General features: G+C 73.1%; 16 protein-coding genes. 3 read left to right on the top strand and 13 right to left on the bottom strand.

Going from position 1 to position 18,588, the window contains the following annotated elements; all coding sequences use genetic code 11:
• Positions 1 to 26: 26 nt before the first annotated feature.
• The 8 genes from ACFWP2_RS03490 to ACFWP2_RS03455 are packed head-to-tail and all read right to left on the bottom strand — an operon-like array spanning position 27 to position 6,916.
• Positions 27 to 2,081, bottom strand: coding sequence for an NADH-quinone oxidoreductase subunit L (locus ACFWP2_RS03490; RefSeq protein WP_380447842.1), 2,055 nt, complete (start codon positions 2,079 to 2,081; stop codon positions 27 to 29).
• Positions 2,078 to 2,470 carry an NADH-quinone oxidoreductase subunit NuoK gene (gene nuoK / locus ACFWP2_RS03485; RefSeq protein WP_380447840.1) on the bottom strand — a complete coding sequence of 131 codons (393 nt, stop codon included), beginning with the start codon at positions 2,468 to 2,470 and terminating at the stop codon, positions 2,078 to 2,080. The genes ACFWP2_RS03490 and nuoK overlap by 4 nt, the downstream gene beginning before the upstream one ends.
• Complete coding sequence (locus tag ACFWP2_RS03480) at positions 2,470 to 3,186, bottom strand: NADH-quinone oxidoreductase subunit J (RefSeq protein ID WP_380447838.1); 717 nt, start codon at positions 3,184 to 3,186, stop codon at positions 2,470 to 2,472. The genes nuoK and ACFWP2_RS03480 overlap by 1 nt, the downstream gene beginning before the upstream one ends.
• Positions 3,183 to 3,752, bottom strand: a complete 570-nt coding sequence (locus tag ACFWP2_RS03475) for an NADH-quinone oxidoreductase subunit I (RefSeq protein WP_360342538.1) — start codon at positions 3,750 to 3,752, stop codon at positions 3,183 to 3,185. The genes ACFWP2_RS03480 and ACFWP2_RS03475 overlap by 4 nt, the downstream gene beginning before the upstream one ends.
• Entirely contained in the window at positions 3,749 to 4,708 is a 960-nt protein-coding gene (gene nuoH / locus ACFWP2_RS03470; RefSeq protein WP_380447835.1) for an NADH-quinone oxidoreductase subunit NuoH, read from the bottom strand. Before nuoH ends, ACFWP2_RS03475 begins: the two co-directional genes overlap by 4 nt.
• The gene (locus ACFWP2_RS03465) at positions 4,705 to 5,850 is read right to left on the bottom strand and encodes an NADH-quinone oxidoreductase subunit C (RefSeq protein ID WP_380447833.1); all 1,146 of its coding nucleotides are present in this window, start codon (positions 5,848 to 5,850) and stop codon (positions 4,705 to 4,707) included. Before ACFWP2_RS03465 ends, nuoH begins: the two co-directional genes overlap by 4 nt.
• Positions 5,847 to 6,509 carry an NADH-quinone oxidoreductase subunit B gene (locus tag ACFWP2_RS03460; RefSeq protein WP_380447831.1) on the bottom strand — a complete coding sequence of 221 codons (663 nt, stop codon included), beginning with the start codon at positions 6,507 to 6,509 and terminating at the stop codon, positions 5,847 to 5,849. The genes ACFWP2_RS03465 and ACFWP2_RS03460 overlap by 4 nt, the downstream gene beginning before the upstream one ends.
• Positions 6,500 to 6,916: an NADH-quinone oxidoreductase subunit A gene (locus tag ACFWP2_RS03455; protein WP_380447829.1), complete on the bottom strand. Its 417-nt coding sequence runs from the start codon at positions 6,914 to 6,916 to the stop codon at positions 6,500 to 6,502. The genes ACFWP2_RS03460 and ACFWP2_RS03455 overlap by 10 nt, the downstream gene beginning before the upstream one ends.
• A 416-nt stretch (positions 6,917 to 7,332) precedes the next feature.
• Between ACFWP2_RS03455 and ACFWP2_RS03450 the strand changes: the two genes are divergently transcribed.
• On the top strand, positions 7,333 to 8,502 hold the full coding sequence (locus ACFWP2_RS03450) for a sensor histidine kinase (protein WP_380448208.1): 1,170 nt from the start codon (positions 7,333 to 7,335) through the stop codon (positions 8,500 to 8,502).
• A 135-nt stretch (positions 8,503 to 8,637) separates the two neighbouring features.
• Here ACFWP2_RS03450 and ACFWP2_RS03445 read toward each other — a convergent pair whose 3' ends face one another.
• The gene (locus tag ACFWP2_RS03445; protein WP_380448206.1) at positions 8,638 to 9,753 is read right to left on the bottom strand and encodes a S1C family serine protease; all 1,116 of its coding nucleotides are present in this window, start codon (positions 9,751 to 9,753) and stop codon (positions 8,638 to 8,640) included.
• A gap of 263 nt (positions 9,754 to 10,016) precedes the next feature.
• Here ACFWP2_RS03445 and galE point away from each other — a divergent pair, with 263 nt between their 5' ends.
• The gene (gene galE / locus ACFWP2_RS03440) at positions 10,017 to 11,003 is read left to right on the top strand and encodes a UDP-glucose 4-epimerase GalE (protein ID WP_380447827.1); all 987 of its coding nucleotides are present in this window, start codon (positions 10,017 to 10,019) and stop codon (positions 11,001 to 11,003) included.
• 94 nt (positions 11,004 to 11,097) lie between these two features.
• Here galE and ACFWP2_RS03435 read toward each other — a convergent pair whose 3' ends face one another.
• Positions 11,098 to 13,539: a PQQ-binding-like beta-propeller repeat protein gene (locus ACFWP2_RS03435; RefSeq protein ID WP_380447825.1), complete on the bottom strand. Its 2,442-nt coding sequence runs from the start codon at positions 13,537 to 13,539 to the stop codon at positions 11,098 to 11,100.
• Between the two features lie 459 nt (positions 13,540 to 13,998).
• Here ACFWP2_RS03435 and ACFWP2_RS03430 point away from each other — a divergent pair, with 459 nt between their 5' ends.
• Positions 13,999 to 14,646: a TetR family transcriptional regulator gene (locus ACFWP2_RS03430; RefSeq protein ID WP_224284690.1), complete on the top strand. Its 648-nt coding sequence runs from the start codon at positions 13,999 to 14,001 to the stop codon at positions 14,644 to 14,646.
• Positions 14,647 to 14,912: 266 nt separating this feature from the next.
• On the opposite strand, the gene ACFWP2_RS03425 is transcribed toward ACFWP2_RS03430, so the two are convergent.
• The 3 genes from ACFWP2_RS03425 to mqnE form a co-directional block, all read right to left on the bottom strand.
• The gene (locus tag ACFWP2_RS03425) at positions 14,913 to 15,860 is read right to left on the bottom strand and encodes a beta-ketoacyl-ACP synthase III (RefSeq protein ID WP_380447822.1); all 948 of its coding nucleotides are present in this window, start codon (positions 15,858 to 15,860) and stop codon (positions 14,913 to 14,915) included.
• Positions 15,861 to 15,982: 122 nt separating this feature from the next.
• A complete protein-coding gene (locus ACFWP2_RS03420) occupies positions 15,983 to 17,221 on the bottom strand; it encodes a L,D-transpeptidase family protein (RefSeq protein WP_380447820.1) in 1,239 nt (412 codons plus the stop codon).
• 157 nt (positions 17,222 to 17,378) lie between these two features.
• On the bottom strand, positions 17,379 to 18,542 hold the full coding sequence (gene mqnE, locus ACFWP2_RS03415; protein WP_360342562.1) for an aminofutalosine synthase MqnE: 1,164 nt from the start codon (positions 18,540 to 18,542) through the stop codon (positions 17,379 to 17,381).
• Between the last annotated feature and the right edge of the window lie 46 nt (positions 18,543 to 18,588).

Below are 18,588 nucleotides of genomic sequence, written 5' to 3'. Positions count from 1 at the left end.
ACGGAGGTGGAGGACGTCGGCACCGGCTACACCGCCACCAGGACGGTCAGCAGGACGACGGCGGCCAGCAGGGCGCTGAGGTAGGTCTGCGCGTTCCCGGTCTGCGCGAGCCGGACGGCCCGGCCGAGCAGGTTGGCACCGATGCCGCTGCCCTGCACGTAGCCCTCGACGACCTCGCGGTCGAGGAAGCGGACCAGCTTGGCGGCGGCGACCACCGGGCGGACGAACAGCGTCCGGTACAGCCGGTCGACGCCGAAGCCGTGCCGGGCCGGGCCGAACAGCGGGCCGAGCAGGGTGCGCCCGGGATCGGCGACGATCACCTCGGTGGCCGGTGCTCCGCCCTGCTCGGGCACCCGGCCGGCCGGAGCCGGACGGCCGGTGCCCAGCCGGGCGGTCGCCGCGCGCCAGGCGCCGTACGCGGCGAGCGCGCCGACCACGGCGAGCCCGGTGCCGGTGACGGCGGTGACGGCGGAGGGCCGCAGCGAGCCGCCGTCCAGGAGCGCGGGCAGCCAGTCCGAACGCAGGCCGGCGACGCCGAAGCCCATGGTCGGCACGGCCAGCACCCACAGCGGCCAGCGCATCGCCGGCGGCTCGGCCTTGGCCGGGTCGGCCTCGTCGAGCTCGGGCGAGTACGGCGCGCCGGCCTCGTGGTCGGCGACGACGGTGCCCCGGTCGGCGGCGGGCAGCACCTGCGGTGCGGCCGCGGCGGCCCCGGCCGGGCTGTGGAACGCGACCAGGAACAGCCGGGTCGCGTACGCGGCGGTGAGCAGCGCGGTGAGTCCGGCGGAGATCAGCACGATCCAGCCGGCCGCCTGCGGCACCGCCGACGCCGGGCCGAGCCCGTTGGTCAGCGCCTCGCCGTTGGCGGCGTGCTCGGCGGCGGTGAGCACCGCCTCCTTGCTGAAGAAGCCGGAGAACGGCGGCAGCCCGACCAGGGCGACGAGCCCGATGCCCATCGTCCAGTAGGCGTCGGGGACGCGCCGCCGCAGCCCGGGGATGCGGGACATCGCGGAGATCGAGTTGGTGTGCGCGGCGTGGATCACCACACCGGCGGCCAGGAACAGCAGCGCCTTGAACGCGCCGTGGCTGACCAGGTGGAAGACGGAGGCCTCGCGGTCCCCGCTGGCCAGCGCGCCGGCCATGTAGCCGAGCTGGCCGACGGTGGAGTAGGCGAGCACCCGTTTGAGGTCGTCCTGGGCGAGCGCGCAGAGCGCCGAGCCGATCATCGTCACGGCGGCCATCACCGCGAGCACGACCAGCGCCGCGCCCGACAGCAGGAAGACCGGCAGCAGCCGGGCGACCAGGTAGATGCCGGCCGCGACCATGGTGGCGGCGTGGATCAGCGCGGAGACCGGGGTCGGGCCGGCCATCGCGTCCGGGAGCCAGGTGTGCAGCGGGAACTGCGCGCTCTTGCCGGCCACGCCGGCGAGCAGCAGCAGGGCGATCAGCGTCGGGTGCCCGAGCCTGCCCTCCGTCGCGGCCGCCAGCACGTCCGGGACGCGGAAGCTGCCGGCGTCCGCGCCGAGCAGGAAGATCCCGAACAGGAACGGCACGTCACCGAGCTTGGTGACCAGGAAGGCCTTCAGCGAGGCCGAGCGGGCGTCCGCGGTCTCCCAGTGGTGGCCGATCAGGAAGTACGAGCACAGGCCCATGACCTCCCAGCCGACCAGCAGCACGATCAGGTCGCCCGAGTAGACCACCAGGAACATCGCCGCGGTGAACAGCGAGACCAGCGCCGCGTACGAGGGGTAGCGCGGGTCCTCCTTGAGGTACGCCGTCGAGTAGACCTGGACGCAGGTGGCGACCAGGCCGACCAGCACCGAGATCAGCGAGCTGAAGCCGTCCAGGTGGAGGGCGAGGGAGATGTCCGGGCCGCCGGTCGGGGTGAGCCGGGTGGCGGCGTCCAGGGTCTGGCCGGTGCCGAGCTGGAGGGCGACCACCAGGGCGAGCACCGCCGAGACGGCGACCGGGACGATGGCCAGCGGCCGGGCCAGCCCGGGCGCCTTCCTGCCGACGGCCAGGGTCGCGGCGGCGCCGAGCGCGGGCAGCGCCGGGACGAGTGCGGGCAGGGCGAGGTTCATGCGGCGGCCTGGCCCTTCAGTGCCTCGGCTCCGGTCGGCGCCCCGGCGTCGACCGGCGTCTCCTCGACGGCGAGCGCCTCGGCCGGGTCGCCGAGCGCGGTGGCGCGGTCGATGTCCGCGGTGCCCCGGGCCCGGAACAGCAGCAGGACGATGGCCAGCCCCAGCCCGATCTCGGCGGCGGCGACGGTGATGGTGAACAGGGTGAGCGCCTGCCCGGCGTGCAGCGAGTCCCGCAGCCAGGCGTCGAAGGCGACCAGATTGAGGTTGACGGCGTTGAGCATCAGCTCGACGGACATCAGCACCAGGACGGCGTTGCGCCGGGCGAGCACGCCGTACACGCCGACGCTGAACAGCAGCGCGGCGAGGACGACGGGGTAGGCGAGGTGCATCAGCCCTCCTGCTCAAAGGTCGACTGCTCGGAGGCCGACTGGGCGGCCGCCGGAGCCGGAGCCGGCTTCGGTGCGGTCGCGGCGACCGTCCCGTTGGACCCGACCGGCCGCCCGGCGCGCAGCTTGCCCGCCCGGGGCGCCGGCACCCGCCGCTTGGAGCCGCGCGACAGCACGATCGCGCCGACCAGCGCCGCCAGCAGCAGCACGGACAGCGCCTCGAAGGGCAGCACCCAGTGCCGGAACAGGCTGGCCCCGGTGACGGCGGCCGAGCCGCCGCCCTGCCCGAGGTCGATCCAGGAGGTCCGGAAGGCGTCGACGACCAGCGTGACCAGGGTCCCGGCCGAGGCCAGCGCCACGACCAGGGCCACCCAGCGGTTCCTGGAGTCGGCGTCCGGCGAGCGCCCGATCGGCGCCTTGGTGAGCATCAGCCCGAACAGCACCAGGACGACCACCGAACCGAGGTAGATCAGCACCTGCACCCAGGCGATGAACTCGGCCGTGAGCAGCAGGAACTCCACCGCCAGCCCGCCGAGCGCGGCCACCAGCCAGAGCGCGGCGTGCACCAGCTGCCTGGTGGTCACCGAGACCACGGCCGAGCCGAGCACGGCGATGCCGACCAGCAGGAAGACGATCTCCTGGCCGGTCGGGGACAGGAACGAACGGGCGGCCGGCTCCAGGGAGCCGGTCGCCGCGAGAAGCGTGGTGGTACCAATCACGCGTCGTCTCCCTTCTCGTCGGTGGCCGGTTCCGCGGCCGCCGCGGCTGCCGCGGCCAGCTTGTCCGCCGCCTTGCGCGCGGTGGCGATCTCCTTGGGCTCCTCGGCCGCCGGGTCCAGCGCCGGCGGCGCGGGGACGGTCCACATCCACTCGCGGAGCTTCTCCCGCTCGTGGGTCAGCTCGTGGATGTCGGTCTCCGCGTACTCGAACTCCGGCGACCAGAACAGCGCGTCGAAGGGACAGACCTCGATGCAGATCCCGCAGTACATGCAGAGCGAGAAGTCGATGGCGAACCGGTCCAGCACGTTGCGGGTGCGGGCCCGGGCGTTCGGCTCGGCGGCCGGCAGCGTCTCCTTGTGGGAGTCGATGTAGATGCACCAGTCCGGGCACTCGCGCGCGCAGAGCATGCACACCGTGCAGTTCTCCTCCAGCAGCGCGATGACGCCGCGCGAACGCGGCGGCAGCACCGGCTGCACGTCGGGGTACTGCGCGGTGACGCTCTTCCTGGTCATCGTCCGCAGCGTCACGGCCAGGCCCTTGGCCAGGCCTGCTCCCGGAAAACTCATGAGATCGCCACCTTGATGATGCCGGTGAGGGCCAGCTGGACCAGCGCGAGCGGGATCAGGCCCGTCCACGCGAAGCGCATCAGCTGGTCCTCGCGCAGCCGCGGGTAGGTGACCCGCAGCCAGATGACCACGAAGGCCAGCGCGAAGGTCTTGAGGATCATCCAGAGCCAGCCGAGCTGGTCCGACATCGGCCCGTGCCAGCCGCCCAGGAAGAGCACCGCGGTCAGCGCCGACACCACCAGGATGCCCGCGTACTCGGACAGCAGGAACAGGGCGAACCGCAGACCGGTGTACTCGGTGTACGCGCCGAAGATGATCTCCGAGTCGGCGATCGGCATGTCGAACGGCGGCCGCTGGAGCTCGGCCAGACCGGCCGTGAAGAAGACGAACGCGCCGATGATCTGCCAGGGCAGCCAGTACCACTGGAAGGAGTCCACGATCCCGGGCAGCGACAGCGTGCCGGCGGCCATCGCCACCGAGGCCGCCGCCAGCACCATCGGCAGCTCGTACGACATCAGCTGCGCGGCCGTGCGCAGGGCGCCGAGCAGCGAGAACTTGTTCGCCGAGGCCCAGCCGGCCATCAGCTTGCCGATCACGCCGACGCCCATCACGGCCAGCACGAAGAACAGGCCGGCGTCGACGGCCTGGCCGACGAAGCCGTTCGGACCGACCGGGATCGCCAGCAGCACGAAGAGGTACGGCAGCAGCGAGACGGCGGGCGCCAGCTGGAAGATCCGGCGGTCCGCCCCGGCCGGGACGATGTCCTCCTTCTGCGCGAACTTCACGCCGTCCGCGACGAGCTGCGCCCAGCCGTGGAAGCCACCCGCGTACATCGGACCGAGCCGGCCCTGCATGTGCGCCATGACCTTGTGCTCGGTCTGGCCGATGACCAGCGGGAAGACCAGGAAGACGACGAGGGTGGCGACGCAGCGCAGCACCGTGTCGAACAGGTTCACGTGCCGTCTCCGTCCTGGTCGGCCGCTCCGGCCGAGGTCTCGTCCTGCTGCCCGCCCGGTTCGCCCCGCTCCTCGCCGGGCTTCGCGCCCGACGGCTCCTCGTCGTGGGCGGGCACCGGGTTGTGCCAGGGCGCGTCGGAGGACCGGGGCGCGTCGGACGGCCTGGGCCGCACCGGAGCCGCGGGCTCGGCCGTCGGCTCGGCGGCCGGCTCAGCGGCGGGCTCGGCGGCGGGCTCGGCGGCCGTCTGACTGGCCGACCCCTGGGACACCGACCTGGTCCGCCGCGGCCGATCCGCCCGCACCGGAGCACCACCCTCGGCACCGGCACCGGCAGGAGCAGCAGGAGCGCCCGGAGTCGCGGAGGGCTCGGCGGAGGGCTCGGCGGCCGCCTGGCTCGCCGACCCCTCGGAGACCGACCTGGTCCGCCGCGGCCGGTCCGCCCGCACCGGAGCACCACCCTCGGCACCGGCAGCGGCACCAGCGGCGCCGGCGGCAGCGGCACCGGCCGCCCGGGGCGTCCGCGCCGCCGCGCCCGCCGCCCGCGCACCGCGCGCGGGCCGCTCGGCGACCGGCGGCAGGGTGCCCTTGAGCGGCCCCCACTCGTTCGGGTCCGGCACGCCGGCCGGCTGCATCTTGCGCCGGGCCGGCCCGCCGCCGTGATCGGACTCGCCCGGCTCCTTGGCGCCCGGCCAGTCCTTGGCGACCCGCGCCGCGAGCACGAACTCCTTGCGCAGCGGGTTCCCCTCGAAGCCGTCCGGCAGCAGCAGGGTGGCGAGGTAGGGGTGCCCGGGGAAGTCGATGCCGAACATCTCGTGGGTCTCGCGCTCGTGCCAGGCGGCACCCGCGTACACCGGGACGGCGGTCGGCAGCGCCGCCCTGTCGCGCGGCACCCGGGTGCGCAGCGCGAGGTGCCGGACGCCCGGCGCCTCGACGGCGGCCAGGTGGGCGACCACGGAGAAGCCCTCGGCGAGCTCGTCGACGGCGCTCAGCCAGTCGAAGAAGCCCAGGCCCAGGACGTCCCGGGCGTTGGTGAGCGCCTCGATCCAGTTCTCGGCCGGGACGTCGACGGTGATCAGCCCGTACGCCTCGGCGCCGGTCGCCCACTCCCCGACCGACGCCGCGCACTGCTCGGCGGAAGTCACGAGACCCCTCCCTCGTCGGAACCGCTCGAAGGCCCGGCGCTCGACGGCCCGGTCACCAGCGGACGGCGCAGCGCCGACGCGGGCGCCGCGTAGCGCTCCGGCAGGGACTCGGCGGCGATCTTCTCCTGGAGCTTGAGGATGCCCTGGAGCAGCGCCTCCGGCCGCGGCGGGCAGCCGGGGACGTAGACGTCCACCGGGATGATCTGGTCGACGCCCTTGGTGACCGAGTAGGAGTCCCAGTACGGGCCGCCGGAGTTGGAGCAGGCGCCGAAGGAGATGACGTACTTCGGCTCGGGCATCTGCTCGTAGAGGCGCTTGACGGCGGGCGCCATCTTGTCGGTCACCGTCCCGGAGACGATCATCAGATCAGCCTGACGGGGTCCGGGCGCGAACGGGATGACACCCATCCGGATGAAGTCATGCTTGGCCATGGACGCGGCGATGAACTCGATCGCGCAACAGGCCAGCCCGAAGTTGAAGCACCAGAGGCTGTAGCGGCGGCCCCAGTTGAGCACCACCTTGACCGGGTCCGGCGCGAGCCGGGCCAGCGGTCCGATGCCGCGGCGCTCGACGGCGCCGGGGCGGGCGGGGTCCGGCAGGCCGAGCGGGACGGGACCGCCCTGGGCGCCGCCGTGCGAGTGGGAGTGGGTCACGTCCATTCCAGAACGCCCTTCTTCCAGGCGTAGAGCAGTCCGACCGCGAGGAAGCCGATGAACAGGAACATCTCGACCAGAGTTCCGGCGCCGTACCCGGCGGAGGCGAAGACCGTCGCCCACGGGAACAGGTAGATCGCGTCCACCGCGAAGATCACGTACAGGAAGGCGTACACGTAGTAGCGGATCTGGGTGTGCGCCCAGTCCTCACCCACCGGGTCCACTCCGCACTCGTACGTGAGGAGCTTCTCGGGCGAGTACACCACGGGTCGCAGCAGCCGGTTGGCGGTGAACGCCACGACGACGAAGAGCACCCCGACGACGGCCAGCAGGCCGATCGCGGCGTACGCGTCGAAGTAGCCGCTGCCGACCGCCGGGTCGGCCGCGACGGCAGCCGCGTGCTTCCCCTCCATGCCTTCGCCTCCACCTCGGCCGTGAATCCGCCCCTAGGACAGTTCTACGACGTTTGCTCTCACGGGCCCAACCATGGCCAAAGCGTGAGTCTAAGGGGACCGCTCCGCTCCGCCCGAACCCTGCCCGGTCCGCAAGACGGCCCGTGGACACCCCGGTGGAACTCCGGTGGAACTCCTGCCGACCTCCTGCCGACCCCCGACCGACCACCGGCGGAACCCCGGCGGACCACCGGCGGGCCACCGGAGACCGGGGCCGGGGTGGGGTTAACCCCCGGCCGGGAAGATGTATCACCCCCATGGCACCCACCACCCGCCGTTCGGGAAGCTTGGTCCAGCCGCACGACGAAGAGGGACGGTAGATCCGGATGAAGCCGCTGCACCGCGCCGTGGACGCCATCAGGGAGCAGGACGCTCGGATGGAGCGTCCGCCGCTGTACGGCCCGAGGATGTGGCACCAGGTCGGCCGGCTGATGCTCAACCTGCCGCTCGGCATCTCCGGCTTCGTGCTGGCCGTGACCACGCTCTCGGTCGGCCTGGGCCTGTCGATCACCGTGATCGGCCTGCCGCTGCTGGCCGGCGGCCTGGCCGTCTCGCGCTCCCTGGGCGCGCTGGGCCGGCAGCGGGCGCGGTCGGCGTACGACTCCGCGATCGACGAGCCGGAGCCGGTGAAGCCGCGCCGCCCGGGGATGGTCGGCTACACCATCGCCCAGCTCACCGACCTGCTGAACTGGCGCTCGGCGCTCTACAACGTGCTGATGCTGCCCTGGGGCGTGCTCAGCTTCGCGCTGACCCTGGTCTCGGTGATCGCGCTCTGGCCGGTGCTGCCCTGGGTGGTCCGCGCCCTGGCCGCGGTCGACCGCATCCTGATCGAGTCGCTGCTCTTCCCGGGCGCCCTGGCCGAGCGGGTGCGCGAGCTGGAGGACGACCGCGGCACCGTGGTCGACACCGCCGCCGCCGACCTGCGCCGGATCGAGCGCGACCTGCACGACGGGGCCCAGGCCCGGCTGGTCGCGCTGGCGATGGACCTCGGCATGGCCAAGGAGCGGCTGCGCGAGGTGGAGTCGGAGGACGACATGGCGGCCGCCACCAGGATGGTCGACAACGCCCACGGCGAGGTGAAGCTGGCCCTCCAGGAGCTGCGCGACCTGGCCCGCGGCATCCACCCGGCGGTGCTCACCGACCGCGGCCTGGACGCCGCGCTGTCCTCGGTCGCCGCCCGCTGCACCGTCCCCGGCGGGGTCCGGGTGAACGTCGACCTGACCGGCCCGGACGGGCAGCCCGAGCGTCCGGACTCGGCGGTCGAGGGCATCGCCTACTTCACCGTCAGCGAGCTGCTGACCAACGTCTCCAAGCACGCCGGCGCCCGCTCCGCCTCGGTCGAGGTCTGGCGCTCGGACCACCAGCTGATGGTGCTGGTCCAGGACGACGGCAAGGGCGGCGCGGCCCCCTACCCGGGCAGCGGCCTGGCCGGGCTGGCCGAGCGGGTCCGCGCGGTGGACGGCGTCTTCCTGGTGGACAGCCCCGAGGGCGGGCCGACCACCGTCACCGTGGAGCTGCCCTTCCGCACCCGCACCGCCCGCCGCTGACCGCCCCCTCCCCCGGACACGGCAGGGCGCCGGGACCACGTCGAGGCGGAGACGAGGTCCCGGCGCCGGTCCGGTACGGCACCCGGCCCGCTGAACCCTTGCGCGGCGTGCGGCCCGGCGTCCCCGTACCGGGGCTCAGGGCGACGAGGTCTGGGCGGGCGCCAGTTCGCCGAGGGTGACGTCGGCGGTCCTGGTCTCGCCGTTGCGGGTGTAGGTGACGGTGACCTTGCTGCCCGGGTTGAGCGAGGCGAGCGCGGTGGTGAGCGCGTTCAGCGAGTCCACCTGGGTGTCGTCGATCTTGGTGATGACGTCCCCGACCTGGAGCCCCGCCGAGGCCGCCGGCCCGCCCGGGGTGACCGCCACGATGACCGCGCCGGACGGCTGGAACTGCTGGTTGGTGTTGGTTCGGACGGTGACGCCGAGCGCGGCCCGGCCGGAGTTGGTGACCTTGCCCTGCTTGATCAGCTGGTCGGCGATGTTGGTGATGGTGCTCGCCGGGATGGCGAAGCCGATGCCGGGTGCGGCCGCGCCGTTGGTCTGCGGCTCGACCGCGGCGAGCGTGTTGATGCCGATCACCTTGCTGTCCAGGTCCGCCAGCGCGCCGCCGCTGTTGCCCGGGTTGATCGCCGCCGAGGTCTGCACCATGTTGCCGATCGTGGCGCCCGGCGACCCGGGAGCCTGGGGCTCGGAGACGGTCCGCCCGATGGCCGAGACGATGCCCTGGGTGACGCTGCTGGAGAGCCCCAGCGGGCTGCCCATGGCGAGGGTGATCTGGCCGATCTGGACCTTGCTCGAATCGCCGAAGCTGGCCGGCTTGAGACCGCTCGGCGGCTTGTTCAGCCGGATCACCGCCAGGTCGGAGTCGGGGTAGCTGGCGACCAGGCTCGCGTCCAGCGCCGTGGTGCTGTTGGCGAGGGTCACCGTGAAGGTGGTCGCGGTGCCGACCACGTGGGCGTTGGTGACGATGTCGCCCTTGTCGTCGTAGACGATCCCGGACCCGAGGCTGTCGCCGGTGGTGATCTGCACCACCGACGGCAGCACGTTGGCGATCACCGCCTGGTAGGCGTCCTGCAGCTGGGTCCCGCCGTTCGACTGGGCGGACGTCGCGGGGGCCTGCGGGGCGGCGGCGCCCTGCGGCGAGCCGGTGGCCGCGACGGTGGCCGAGGAGGACGAGCCGCTGCTGCACCCGGCCAGCGCCAGCACGGCCGCCAGCGCCCCCGCGACGCCCCCCGGCAGCCGCCCGCCCGGCACCCTCGGGCCGGTCGGCCGCGGCCCGGCGGGCAGGGGACTGGCGTGTTCCTTGTGACGGCGCACCTGGCTGCCTCCGATTCGTCACCGCGCCGAGCGGGCGCGGATATGAACGCACGGAAATCTTTGTCAGCTTTTCACCGTTTTGTCTGCTTTGCGGCCCCGACTCGCCCGAACGTGGCGACCGATCCCGAACGCGGGAGCGCGCCTCGTGGGTTCCGCCGGGCCCGGCGAAGATCCACAAGGTGCGCCCCTAGGATCGGCACATGACTTGGTTGATCACCGGCGGTGCCGGATACATCGGCGGACACGTCGTCCGACAGCTGCTCGACGCCGGGGAGCGCGTCGCCGTCCTGGACGACCTCAGCACCGGCGACGCCTCCCGGCTGCCGGCCGGCGTCCCCCTGATCGAGGGCTCCACCCTGGACCGCGCCGCCCTGGACGCCGCGATCCGCGACCACGGCGTCGAAGGCATCCTGCACTTCGCCGCCAAGAAGCAGGTCGGCGAGTCCGTCGAGCAGCCCTTCCTGTACTACCGCGAGAACATGATCGGCCTCCAGACCGTCCTGGAGGCGGCCGCCGAGGGCGGGGTGAAGCGCTTCCTCTTCTCCTCCTCCGCCGCGGTCTACGGCATGCCGGACGTCGACCTGGTCACCGAGTCCACGCCCTGCGCCCCGATGAGCCCGTACGGCGAAACCAAGCTGGCCGGCGAGTGGCTGGTCGCCGCGGCCGGCAAGGCCCACGGCATGTCCACCGTGGCCCTGCGCTACTTCAACGTGGCCGGCGCCGCCTCGCCCGAGCTCTCCGACGCCGGGGTGTTCAACCTGATCCCGATGGTCTTCGAGCGGCTCACCGCCGGCGAGGCCCCGCGGATCTTCGGCGACGACTACCAGACCCCGGACGGCACCTGCGTCCGCGACTTCATCCACGTCTCCGACATCGCCTCGGCGCACGTGGCGGCCGCCAAGCGGATGGCCGCCGACCCGGCCGGCGCGACCTCCCTGGTGCTGAACATCGGCCGCGGCGAGGGCGTCAGCGTCAAGGAGATGCTGGAGGTGATCGGCAAGGTCACCGGTTACGACACCGCCGCCGAGATGACCCCGCGCCGCCCCGGCGACCCGGCCCGCGTGGTGGCCTCGGCCGACCTGATCCACCGCGAGCTGGGCTGGACCGCCCGTCACGACGTGACGGAGATGGTCTCCTCCGCGTGGGACGGCTGGTGCAGCCGCCACCCCGGGGCCCGCAAGGCCTGAGTCCCGGACTGACGGCACCGACCCGTCGGCACCGGCACCGGTGGTGCCGACGGGCTGGTGCCGGCGCCGGCACCAGCGGTGTCCGCCCCGCGGTTCAGCGGGCGGGCACCGCCGTGCCGTAGAAGGCGTCCAGCGCGTACACGCAGCGGTCCTTGGAGCCGACGAAGACCCGGCCGCCGACCGCCACCGGCGAGCCGGTGAGCTCGCCCTTGGTGCCGAGCTCCCAGCGCAGCTGACCGCTCGCCAGGTCCAGGGTGTGCAGCGAGTGGTCCCGGCTGCCCAGGTGCACCAGGCCGTCGGCCACCGCCGGGGAGCCGACGATCTCGCCGCGGGCGGTGTAGCGCCAGCGCTCCCGGCCGGTGGCCGCCTCGAAGGCGTACAGCACCTCGCCGTTGCCGACCAGCACCATGCCGTCCGAGACCACCACCGGGTCGGCCCCCTGGCGGCGGCCGGTGACCCCGCGCCAGCGGTCCAGGCCGGTGGCCGCGTCCAGCGCGTGGACCGTGCCCAGGTAGTCGGCCACGTAGACCGCGTCGGCGTCCAGGGCCGGCGGGGTGAACAGCACCACCGGGGCCTCGAAGCGCCAGCGCTCGGCCCCGCTGGCCGCGTCCAGCGCGTACACCCGGGTGCCGGCCGCCACGTACAGCACGCCGCCGCGCTCGACCGGGTGCGAGGGCACGTCCTCGCCGACCGGGAAGGACCAGCGCAGGCCCGCGCCGCGCGGGTCGACGCAGCGCAGCCGCCCGCCTCCGTAGTAGTAGGCGGCGCCGCCCACCAGGACCGGGCCGGACTGCGGGTTCTCGTAGTCCTGCTGGGCGTCGTCGGCGCGCCACAGCTCGGCGCCGTTGGCGGCCGAGCGGAGCTGGACGCCGCCGCCCCTGATGCCGCAGCAGAGCACGCCGTCGGCGGCGGAGAGCGAGTAGACCCAGCCGTCCAGCGAGGTGCGCCAGCGCTCGGTGCCGTCCGCGGCGTCCACCGTGTACAGGTGCGGGCCGTCCGCGGCGTGCGCCCGGCCGGCGTCCACCGCGAGCGCCCAGGCGACGTCCCGGGTCTTGTAGCGGCGCTCGCCGGAGGCGATGTCCAGCGCGTGCACCTCGAAGCTGGAGACGAAGAGCGTGCCGTCGGCGACCACCGGGGTGCCCCAGACGTCGTTGGACATCCGGAACCGCCAGGGGCGCCAGCGGGCGACCGGCGGGGGCGGCGGGGTCGGGGCGCGGCGGACCCAGTCCGTCGTGGCCGGGGCGGTGCTCGGGCCGGGCTGCTCGTGCTCGGCCCGCGGCCCCGGGCCTATCCGCACCGAGGCGCCGGACAGCTGCACCTCGACGGAGCCGCCGGTGGGCGCCCGGTGCCGGTTCGGCGAGGCGATCTTCGCGGTCGGGATCTCGGCGTCCTGGTGCGGGCCCGGCTGCGGCAGGCTGTGCACCGGTCCGGCGGGCGGCTGGGCGTGCCGCCCGCCCGGGTTGGTGCGCGGGTCGGCCGGTCCGAGGTGCTGCGGCGGGACGTGCGAGGGCGGGCCCTGGGGGTGCGAGGCCTGGGGGTGCACGGGCTGGGGGTGCGAGGCCTGGGGGTGCGCGGCCTGGGGGTGCGCGGGCGGCTGCGGCGGCTGGGCCGGGCCGGCCGGCGGGCGCGACGGCGGGGCGGCCGTCCGGCGGCCCCGCTTGCGCTCGATCAGCTCCAGCGCGTTGGCCGGCAGCCAGTCCCCGGCCTCGCCGGAGGCGTCGTCCCGGGAGAAGAGGTGCGGGGCCAGCTCGGTCTGGATCTGCGCCGGGGTGGGCCTGCGCTCGGGGGCCTGCTGCATGCAGGCGCGGACCAGGTCCATCAGCTCGCGCGGCATGCCGGTCAGGTCCGGCTCCTCGCGCAGCAGCTGGAACACCGTCTCGACCGGGTTGGTGCCCCGGTAGGGCGGGTGCCCGGTGGCGCAGAAGACCATCAGCGAGCCGAGCGAGAAGACGTCGCTGGCGCCCCGGACGGTACGGCTGTCCCGGGCCTGCTCGGGGGACATGTAGGCGGGGGTGCCGACCGCGACGTTGGTCATGGTGAGCCGGGTGCTGGACACCCCGGCCGCGATGCCGAAGTCGATCACCTTCGGGCCGTCCTCGACCACCAGGACGTTGGAGGGCTTGAGGTCGCGGTGGATCAGCCCGGCCGCGTGGATGGACTGGAGAGCCTCCGCGATGCCGGCGACCAGCCAGCGGGTGGCCTCCACCGGCAGCGGGCCGCAGTCCTCGACCAGGTCCTCCAGCGAGGGGGCCGGGATGTAGGCGGTGGCCAGCCAGGGCACCCGGGCGTCCGCGTCCGCGTCCACCACGGCCGCCGTGTAGAAGCCGCCGACCGTCTTGGCCGCCGCGATCTCCCGGGCGAAGCGGACCCGGAACAGCTCGTCCTCGGCCAGCTCACCCCGCACGGTCTTGATGGCGACCCGTCGCCCCGACGCGGAACGCGCCAGGTAGACCAGACCCATCCCACCCGCGCCGAGCCGCCCCAGCACCTCGAAGGGCCCGATCCGCCTCGGATCGTGCGCCGTCAGCTGGTCCACTCCGCTGCCACCTCCCCGTTGTCCGCACCCGCCGCGTGGTGCCGGACCCGATTCTCCAATGCCGTCCCACGCATATCCAACCTCCCCCACCCGCCGGAACCCGTCGTCCGGGCCCCCACGGCACCCCGGACAGGCCTCTGACCAGCGAGGACGGAACGGCCGGATCCTGACGCCCGCTCCGGGGGCGGCTTGCGCGCGGAGCCCCGGCCCGTTCCCGTCCGGTCATGTCCGGAGGGGAACGCACTCTTCGACCGTCGTCACGCTCTGTCACCCGACCACCCCTCAGCGGACTCGCCGTCACGCTGTGAGGTCATAAGCACACGGGGGGGCTTCAAGAGGGGCTTCGAAGCCCGGTGAATATCCGTCCGAAGTGGTTCATGCCGCTATAGCAACCCCCCGTGCGGAGTAATAGTCGCATCACCGAATCGCGCCAAGATCGTGCCACGGTAAGCTGACGGCATGACAGGACAAGTTCGCACCGTCGACGGTCGCGTCGCCGGGCGACGCGGACAGGAGACGCGGCAGAAGCTGCTCGATTGCCTCCGCGAGATGCTCAGCACGTCGCCCTATCGGGACGTCAAGGTCATCGACGTCGCCCGTATGGCGGGTACCTCCCCCGCGACCTTCTACCAGTACTTCCCGGATGTCGAGGGCGCCGTCCTCGAAATCGCCGAGGAAATGGCCAAGGACGCCGACCAGCTCAAAGAGCTGGTGGCCGGAAAGTCCTGGGCAGGGAAGTCCGGACCGACCACTTCGGAAGAACTGGTCGACGGATTCCTCGCCTTCTGGCGCAAGAACGACGCCATTCTCCGAGTGGTCACGCTCGGTGCCGCCGAAGGGGACAAGCGGTTCTTCAAGATCCGCATGACGGTCCTCAACGCGGTCGCCAAGCCGCTCGCGGAGGCCGTCAAGGAACTCCAGGCGAAGGGCCAGGCCGACAAGTCGCTCGACCCGAACGCCGTGGCCGGGGCCCTGGTCTCGCTGCTCGCCTCGGCGGCCGAGCACCAGAAGGCCTTCACCTCCTGGGGCGTCAAGGTCAAGGACCTCAAGCCCAACCTCGCTCCCCTGGTGTACCTGGGCGTCACCGGCAAGAAGGCGCCCAAGTAGGACCGTCCTCCGACCCACCATCCGCTCCGCGCGCAGCCCCGGCCTCCTGTCCGGGGTACGGCGGACGGCGGCCGTGTCCTCGGGGGAGGTCCGCCGACGTACCGCAAGCGCGCCAGACATGCCGGTGGGCGGGCACCCGTGACAGGGTGCCCGCCCACCGGCATGTTCGGGTTCGGGACGGCCGTGCGGCGCCGTTCAGGCGGCCGTGCAGCGCCGTTCAGGCGGCCGTGGAGCGCCGTTCAGGCGGCCGTGGAGCGGCGTCCGGGTCAGGGGCAGCGCACGACCTGGCCCGCGTAGGCCAGCCCCCCGCCGAAGCCGAAGAGCAGGACCGGGTCGCCGGGCGAGAGCTCGCCGCGCTCGACCAGCTTGGAGAAGGCCAGCGGGATGGAGGCGGCCGAGGTGTTGCCCGAGTGGACCACGTCCCGGGCCACCACCGCGTCCGCGCCGAGGCCCAGCTTGCCGGCGATGGCGTCGATGATCCGCAGGTTGGCCTGGTGCGGGACGAAGCCCTTCAGCTCGGACGGGTCGATCCCGGCCCGTTCGCAGGCCTGGCGGGCCAGCGGGGCGAGCTGGGTGGTGGCCCAGCGGAAGACCGACTGCCCCTGCTGGCTGATCACCGGGTCCCAGCCGGTGATCACCACGGCGTCCCCCCGCTCCGGCTCGGAGCCCCAGACCACCGGCCCGATGCCGGGCTCGGCGCCCTCCTCCTGGGCCTCGACCACCGCGGCGCCCGCGCCGTCGCCGAAGATCACGCAGGTGGAGCGGTCGGTCCAGTCGAGCGTGTCGGACATCCGCTCGGCGCCGATCACCAGGGCGCGGCGGGCCGCGCCGGCCCGGATCGCGTGGTCGGCGGTGGCCAGGGCGTACGAGAAGCCGGAGCAGACCGTGTTGATGTCGTACGCGGCGGGCGAGCGCACGCCCAGCCGGGCGGCCACGGCGGCGGCGGTGTTGGGGCTGCGCTCGATCGCGGTGCAGGTGGCGACGACGACGAGGTCGATCTCCGCGGCGGTCCGGCCGCTGTTGGCGAGCGCCTTCTGCGCGGCCTCGGTGGCGAGGTCGACCAGGCTCTCGTCCTCGGCGATGTGCCGGGTGCGGATGCCCACCCGGGTGCGGATCCACTCGTCGTCGGTGTCGACGAGCGCCGCCAGGCCGTCGTTGGTGAGGACCTTGGGGGGCTGGTAATGGCCGAGTGCCACAATGCGCGAACCGCTCATACTGCCATGGAACCGGGTTACCCGCTGGTCAGCATGGTATGACCGGCGACAGGATCCGCCCCCTCGATCTGTAGGAGGTGGACAAGGGGCCTTGGGGGGCCCGGGTTCCGCGTAGGCCGAGGTCAGACGGCCAGTGCGGTGGCGTCGCCCATCACGATGACCGGGTGGGCCGCCGGGTCGAGGGTGCGGATCAGCTGGGCCATCTTGTCCTCGGGGATCGACACGCAGCCGTGGGTCGGGCCGTCGTGGTCCACGTGGAGCCAGATGCCGCCGCCCTTCTTGGAGCCCATCGGGCGGCGCGCGTCGAGCGGGGAGTTGCCGGGGACGCGGTTGTAGTTGATCGCGACCACGTAGTCGAAGGAGCCGGCCAGCTGGTCCCCGAAGAAGCCCGTGCCGGAGACCACGAAGCTCGGGTCCTTGTCGTACGGGAGCTTGCTGCCCGGGTCCGCCTTGCGGCCGCCCGCGTCGGTGAGGTTGAAGACGCCGATCGGGCTGCGCAGGTCGCCCTCGTTGTGGTCGGTGGTCCAGCCGTTCTTGCCGTTGTGGCCCTGCCAGGTCTCGCCGGCCAGCCAGCGGCCCTCGGGGGTGCGGGTCCACAGGACGACGGTGTTCTTGTCGGTGTTCTTGTCCTGGCCGGAGGCGACCACGACCTGGGTGGTCTCGGCGGGTATCTGCGCGGTGAACTTCGCGCCGAGGCCGGGGATCGCGGCGACCGAGCCGTCCGCACGGGTCTGGCTGCGGCCGGCGGCCGGGGCCGCGGCCTGCCGGTCGGAGGCGGCCTGGGCGGCCGCGGGGCCCGGGCCGGGCTGGTCGGGCTTGCTGAGGCCGTCCGGGCCGGGGCCGTCGGCGGCGGTGATGCCGGGCTTGGCACCGTCCTGGCCGACGGCGTACCAGCCGGCGGTGGCGGCGACCAGCAGGGCGGTGCCGGCCATCACGGCCTTTCCGTGGCGCTTCTGCTTGGCCTTGCGCCGCCGTCCCCGCGCGGCCGCCCGGCCACCCGGCACGGGTGCGGCGGCGGTCACGGGCAGGGCGGCGGGCGCGGGCGCGGCGGCGGTCATGGCGGCGAGCACCACGGGCTCGGGTTCGAACGCGGGCACCGGCTGGTACACCGACGCCGGCTCGTAGCCGCTCTCCGGCCCGTCCGGGAGGGCCCGGAACGACGGGTCGTACGGCCCGGAGTACGCGTCAGGAGCCTGCTCGTACGGCTGGTACACACCGTGGCCGTACTCCTGCGCGTCCGGCTGTCCGTACGCCTCGTACCCGGTGTACGGCTGCTCGTACGACTGCTGCGGCACCCCGTACGCCGGCTCCTGCATCGGCTCGTACGACGGGTACTCGGTGGCGCGATGAGAACCGGACATACGGTCGATCCTGCCAAACGCCGTACCCGTTGGTAAACCCGGGTCAGGTGCGGAGGCCGTGAAGACAACCGCCGCCCGGGCCGGAGAGCGGCGCGGGCGGCGGGGGAACCCGCGGATCCGAACGGGATCGGACGGGTCCGGAACGGGTTCGAACGGGTCAGAGGCGCATCGCCTGCGGGGACTCGCGGCGCATCGGGTCCGGGCCGTCGTACTCGCGGATGACCTCGTAGCGGGTGTTGCGCTCCACCGGGCGGAAGCCGGCGTCGCGGATCAGCCCGAGCAGGTCGTCGCGGCCGAGCTTGTTCGGGGTGCCGAAGTTGTCCGCGTCGTGGGTGATCTTGTACTCGACCACCGAGCCGTCCATGTCGTCCGCGCCGTGGCTGAGCGCCAGCTGGGCCGTGGTGACGCCGTGCATCACCCAGAACACCTTGACGTGCGGGACGTTGTCGAAGAGCAGCCGGGAGACCGCGAAGGTCTTCAGCGCCTCGGCGCCGGTGGCCATCTCGGTGCGGGCCATCAGCTTGTTGCGCACGACGCCGTCCTTGGAGTCGTGGAAGTCGTGCTGGTAGCGCAGCGGGATGAAGACCTGGAAGCCGCCGGTCTCGTCCTGGAGCTCGCGCAGCCGCAGCACGTGGTCCACCCGGTGGCGGGGCTCCTCGATGTGGCCGTACAGCATGGTGGCCGGCGTCTTGAGGCCCTTGGCGTGCGCGAGGCGGTGGATCCGCGACCAGTCCTCCCAGTGGGTGTCGTGGTCGACGATGTGCTGGCGGACCTCCCAGTCGAAGATCTCCGCGCCGCCGCCGGTCAGCGACTCCAGACCGGCGTCGATCAGCTCGTCCAGGATCTCGTCGGCGGGCAGGCCGCTGATCTTCTCGAACCAGTGGATCTCGGTGGCGGTGAAGGCCTTCAGCGAGACGTTCGGCAGGGCCGCCTTCAGCTCCCGCAGCGAGCGCGGGTAGTAGCGCCACGGCAGGGTCGGGTGCAGGCCGTTGACGATGTGCAGCTCGGTGAGGGAGTCGACCTCCATCGCCTTGGCGAGGCGCACGGCCTCCTCGATGCGCATGGTGTACGCGTCCTTCTCGCCCGGCTTGCGCTGGAACGAGCAGTACGCGCAGGACGCGCTGCACACGTTGGTCATGTTGAGGTGGCGGTTGACGTTGAAGTGGACGACGTCGCCGTTCTTCCGCGTCCGCACGTGGTGGGCCAGCCCGCCCAGCCAGGCCAGGTCGTCGCTCTCGTAGAGCGCGATCCCGTCCTCGCGGGTCAGCCGCTCACCCGCGTAGACCTTCGCCTCCAGCTCGCGCTTGAGCCCTGCGTCCATGCGGTGCCCCGCCTCCTCCGACATTCGATTCCTTGCCGGAACGAGC

It is taken from the genome of Kitasatospora sp. NPDC058444 (genome assembly GCF_042721415.1).
Lineage (GTDB): Bacteria > Actinomycetota > Actinomycetes > Streptomycetales > Streptomycetaceae > Kitasatospora.
Note: the sequence above shows the minus strand (reverse complement) of the source record. Positions and strands in the feature narration are given on the sequence as shown.

What these genes read in the sequence shown, in the direction of transcription:
- ACFWP2_RS03420 (WP_380447820.1), bottom strand. Translation starts at nt 17,221, where the DNA reads ATGTCCGGTTCTCATCGCGCCACCGAGTACCCGTCGTACGAGCCGATG.
- ACFWP2_RS03475 (WP_360342538.1), bottom strand. Translation starts at nt 3,752, where the DNA reads ATGAGTTTTCCGGGAGCAGGCCTGGCCAAGGGCCTGGCCGTGACGCTG.
- galE (WP_380447827.1), top strand. Translation starts at nt 10,017, where the DNA reads ATGACTTGGTTGATCACCGGCGGTGCCGGATACATCGGCGGACACGTC.
- ACFWP2_RS03490 (WP_380447842.1), bottom strand. Translation starts at nt 2,081, where the DNA reads ATGAACCTCGCCCTGCCCGCACTCGTCCCGGCGCTGCCCGCGCTCGGC.
- ACFWP2_RS03460 (WP_380447831.1), bottom strand. Translation starts at nt 6,509, where the DNA reads ATGGACGTGACCCACTCCCACTCGCACGGCGGCGCCCAGGGCGGTCCC.
- mqnE (WP_360342562.1), bottom strand. Translation starts at nt 18,542, where the DNA reads ATGGACGCAGGGCTCAAGCGCGAGCTGGAGGCGAAGGTCTACGCGGGT.
- nuoK (WP_380447840.1), bottom strand. Translation starts at nt 2,470, where the DNA reads ATGCACCTCGCCTACCCCGTCGTCCTCGCCGCGCTGCTGTTCAGCGTC.
- ACFWP2_RS03450 (WP_380448208.1), top strand. Translation starts at nt 7,333, where the DNA reads ATGGAGCGTCCGCCGCTGTACGGCCCGAGGATGTGGCACCAGGTCGGC.
- ACFWP2_RS03425 (WP_380447822.1), bottom strand. Translation starts at nt 15,860, where the DNA reads ATGAGCGGTTCGCGCATTGTGGCACTCGGCCATTACCAGCCCCCCAAG.
- ACFWP2_RS03430 (WP_224284690.1), top strand. Translation starts at nt 13,999, where the DNA reads ATGACAGGACAAGTTCGCACCGTCGACGGTCGCGTCGCCGGGCGACGC.
- ACFWP2_RS03455 (WP_380447829.1), bottom strand. Translation starts at nt 6,916, where the DNA reads ATGGAGGGGAAGCACGCGGCTGCCGTCGCGGCCGACCCGGCGGTCGGC.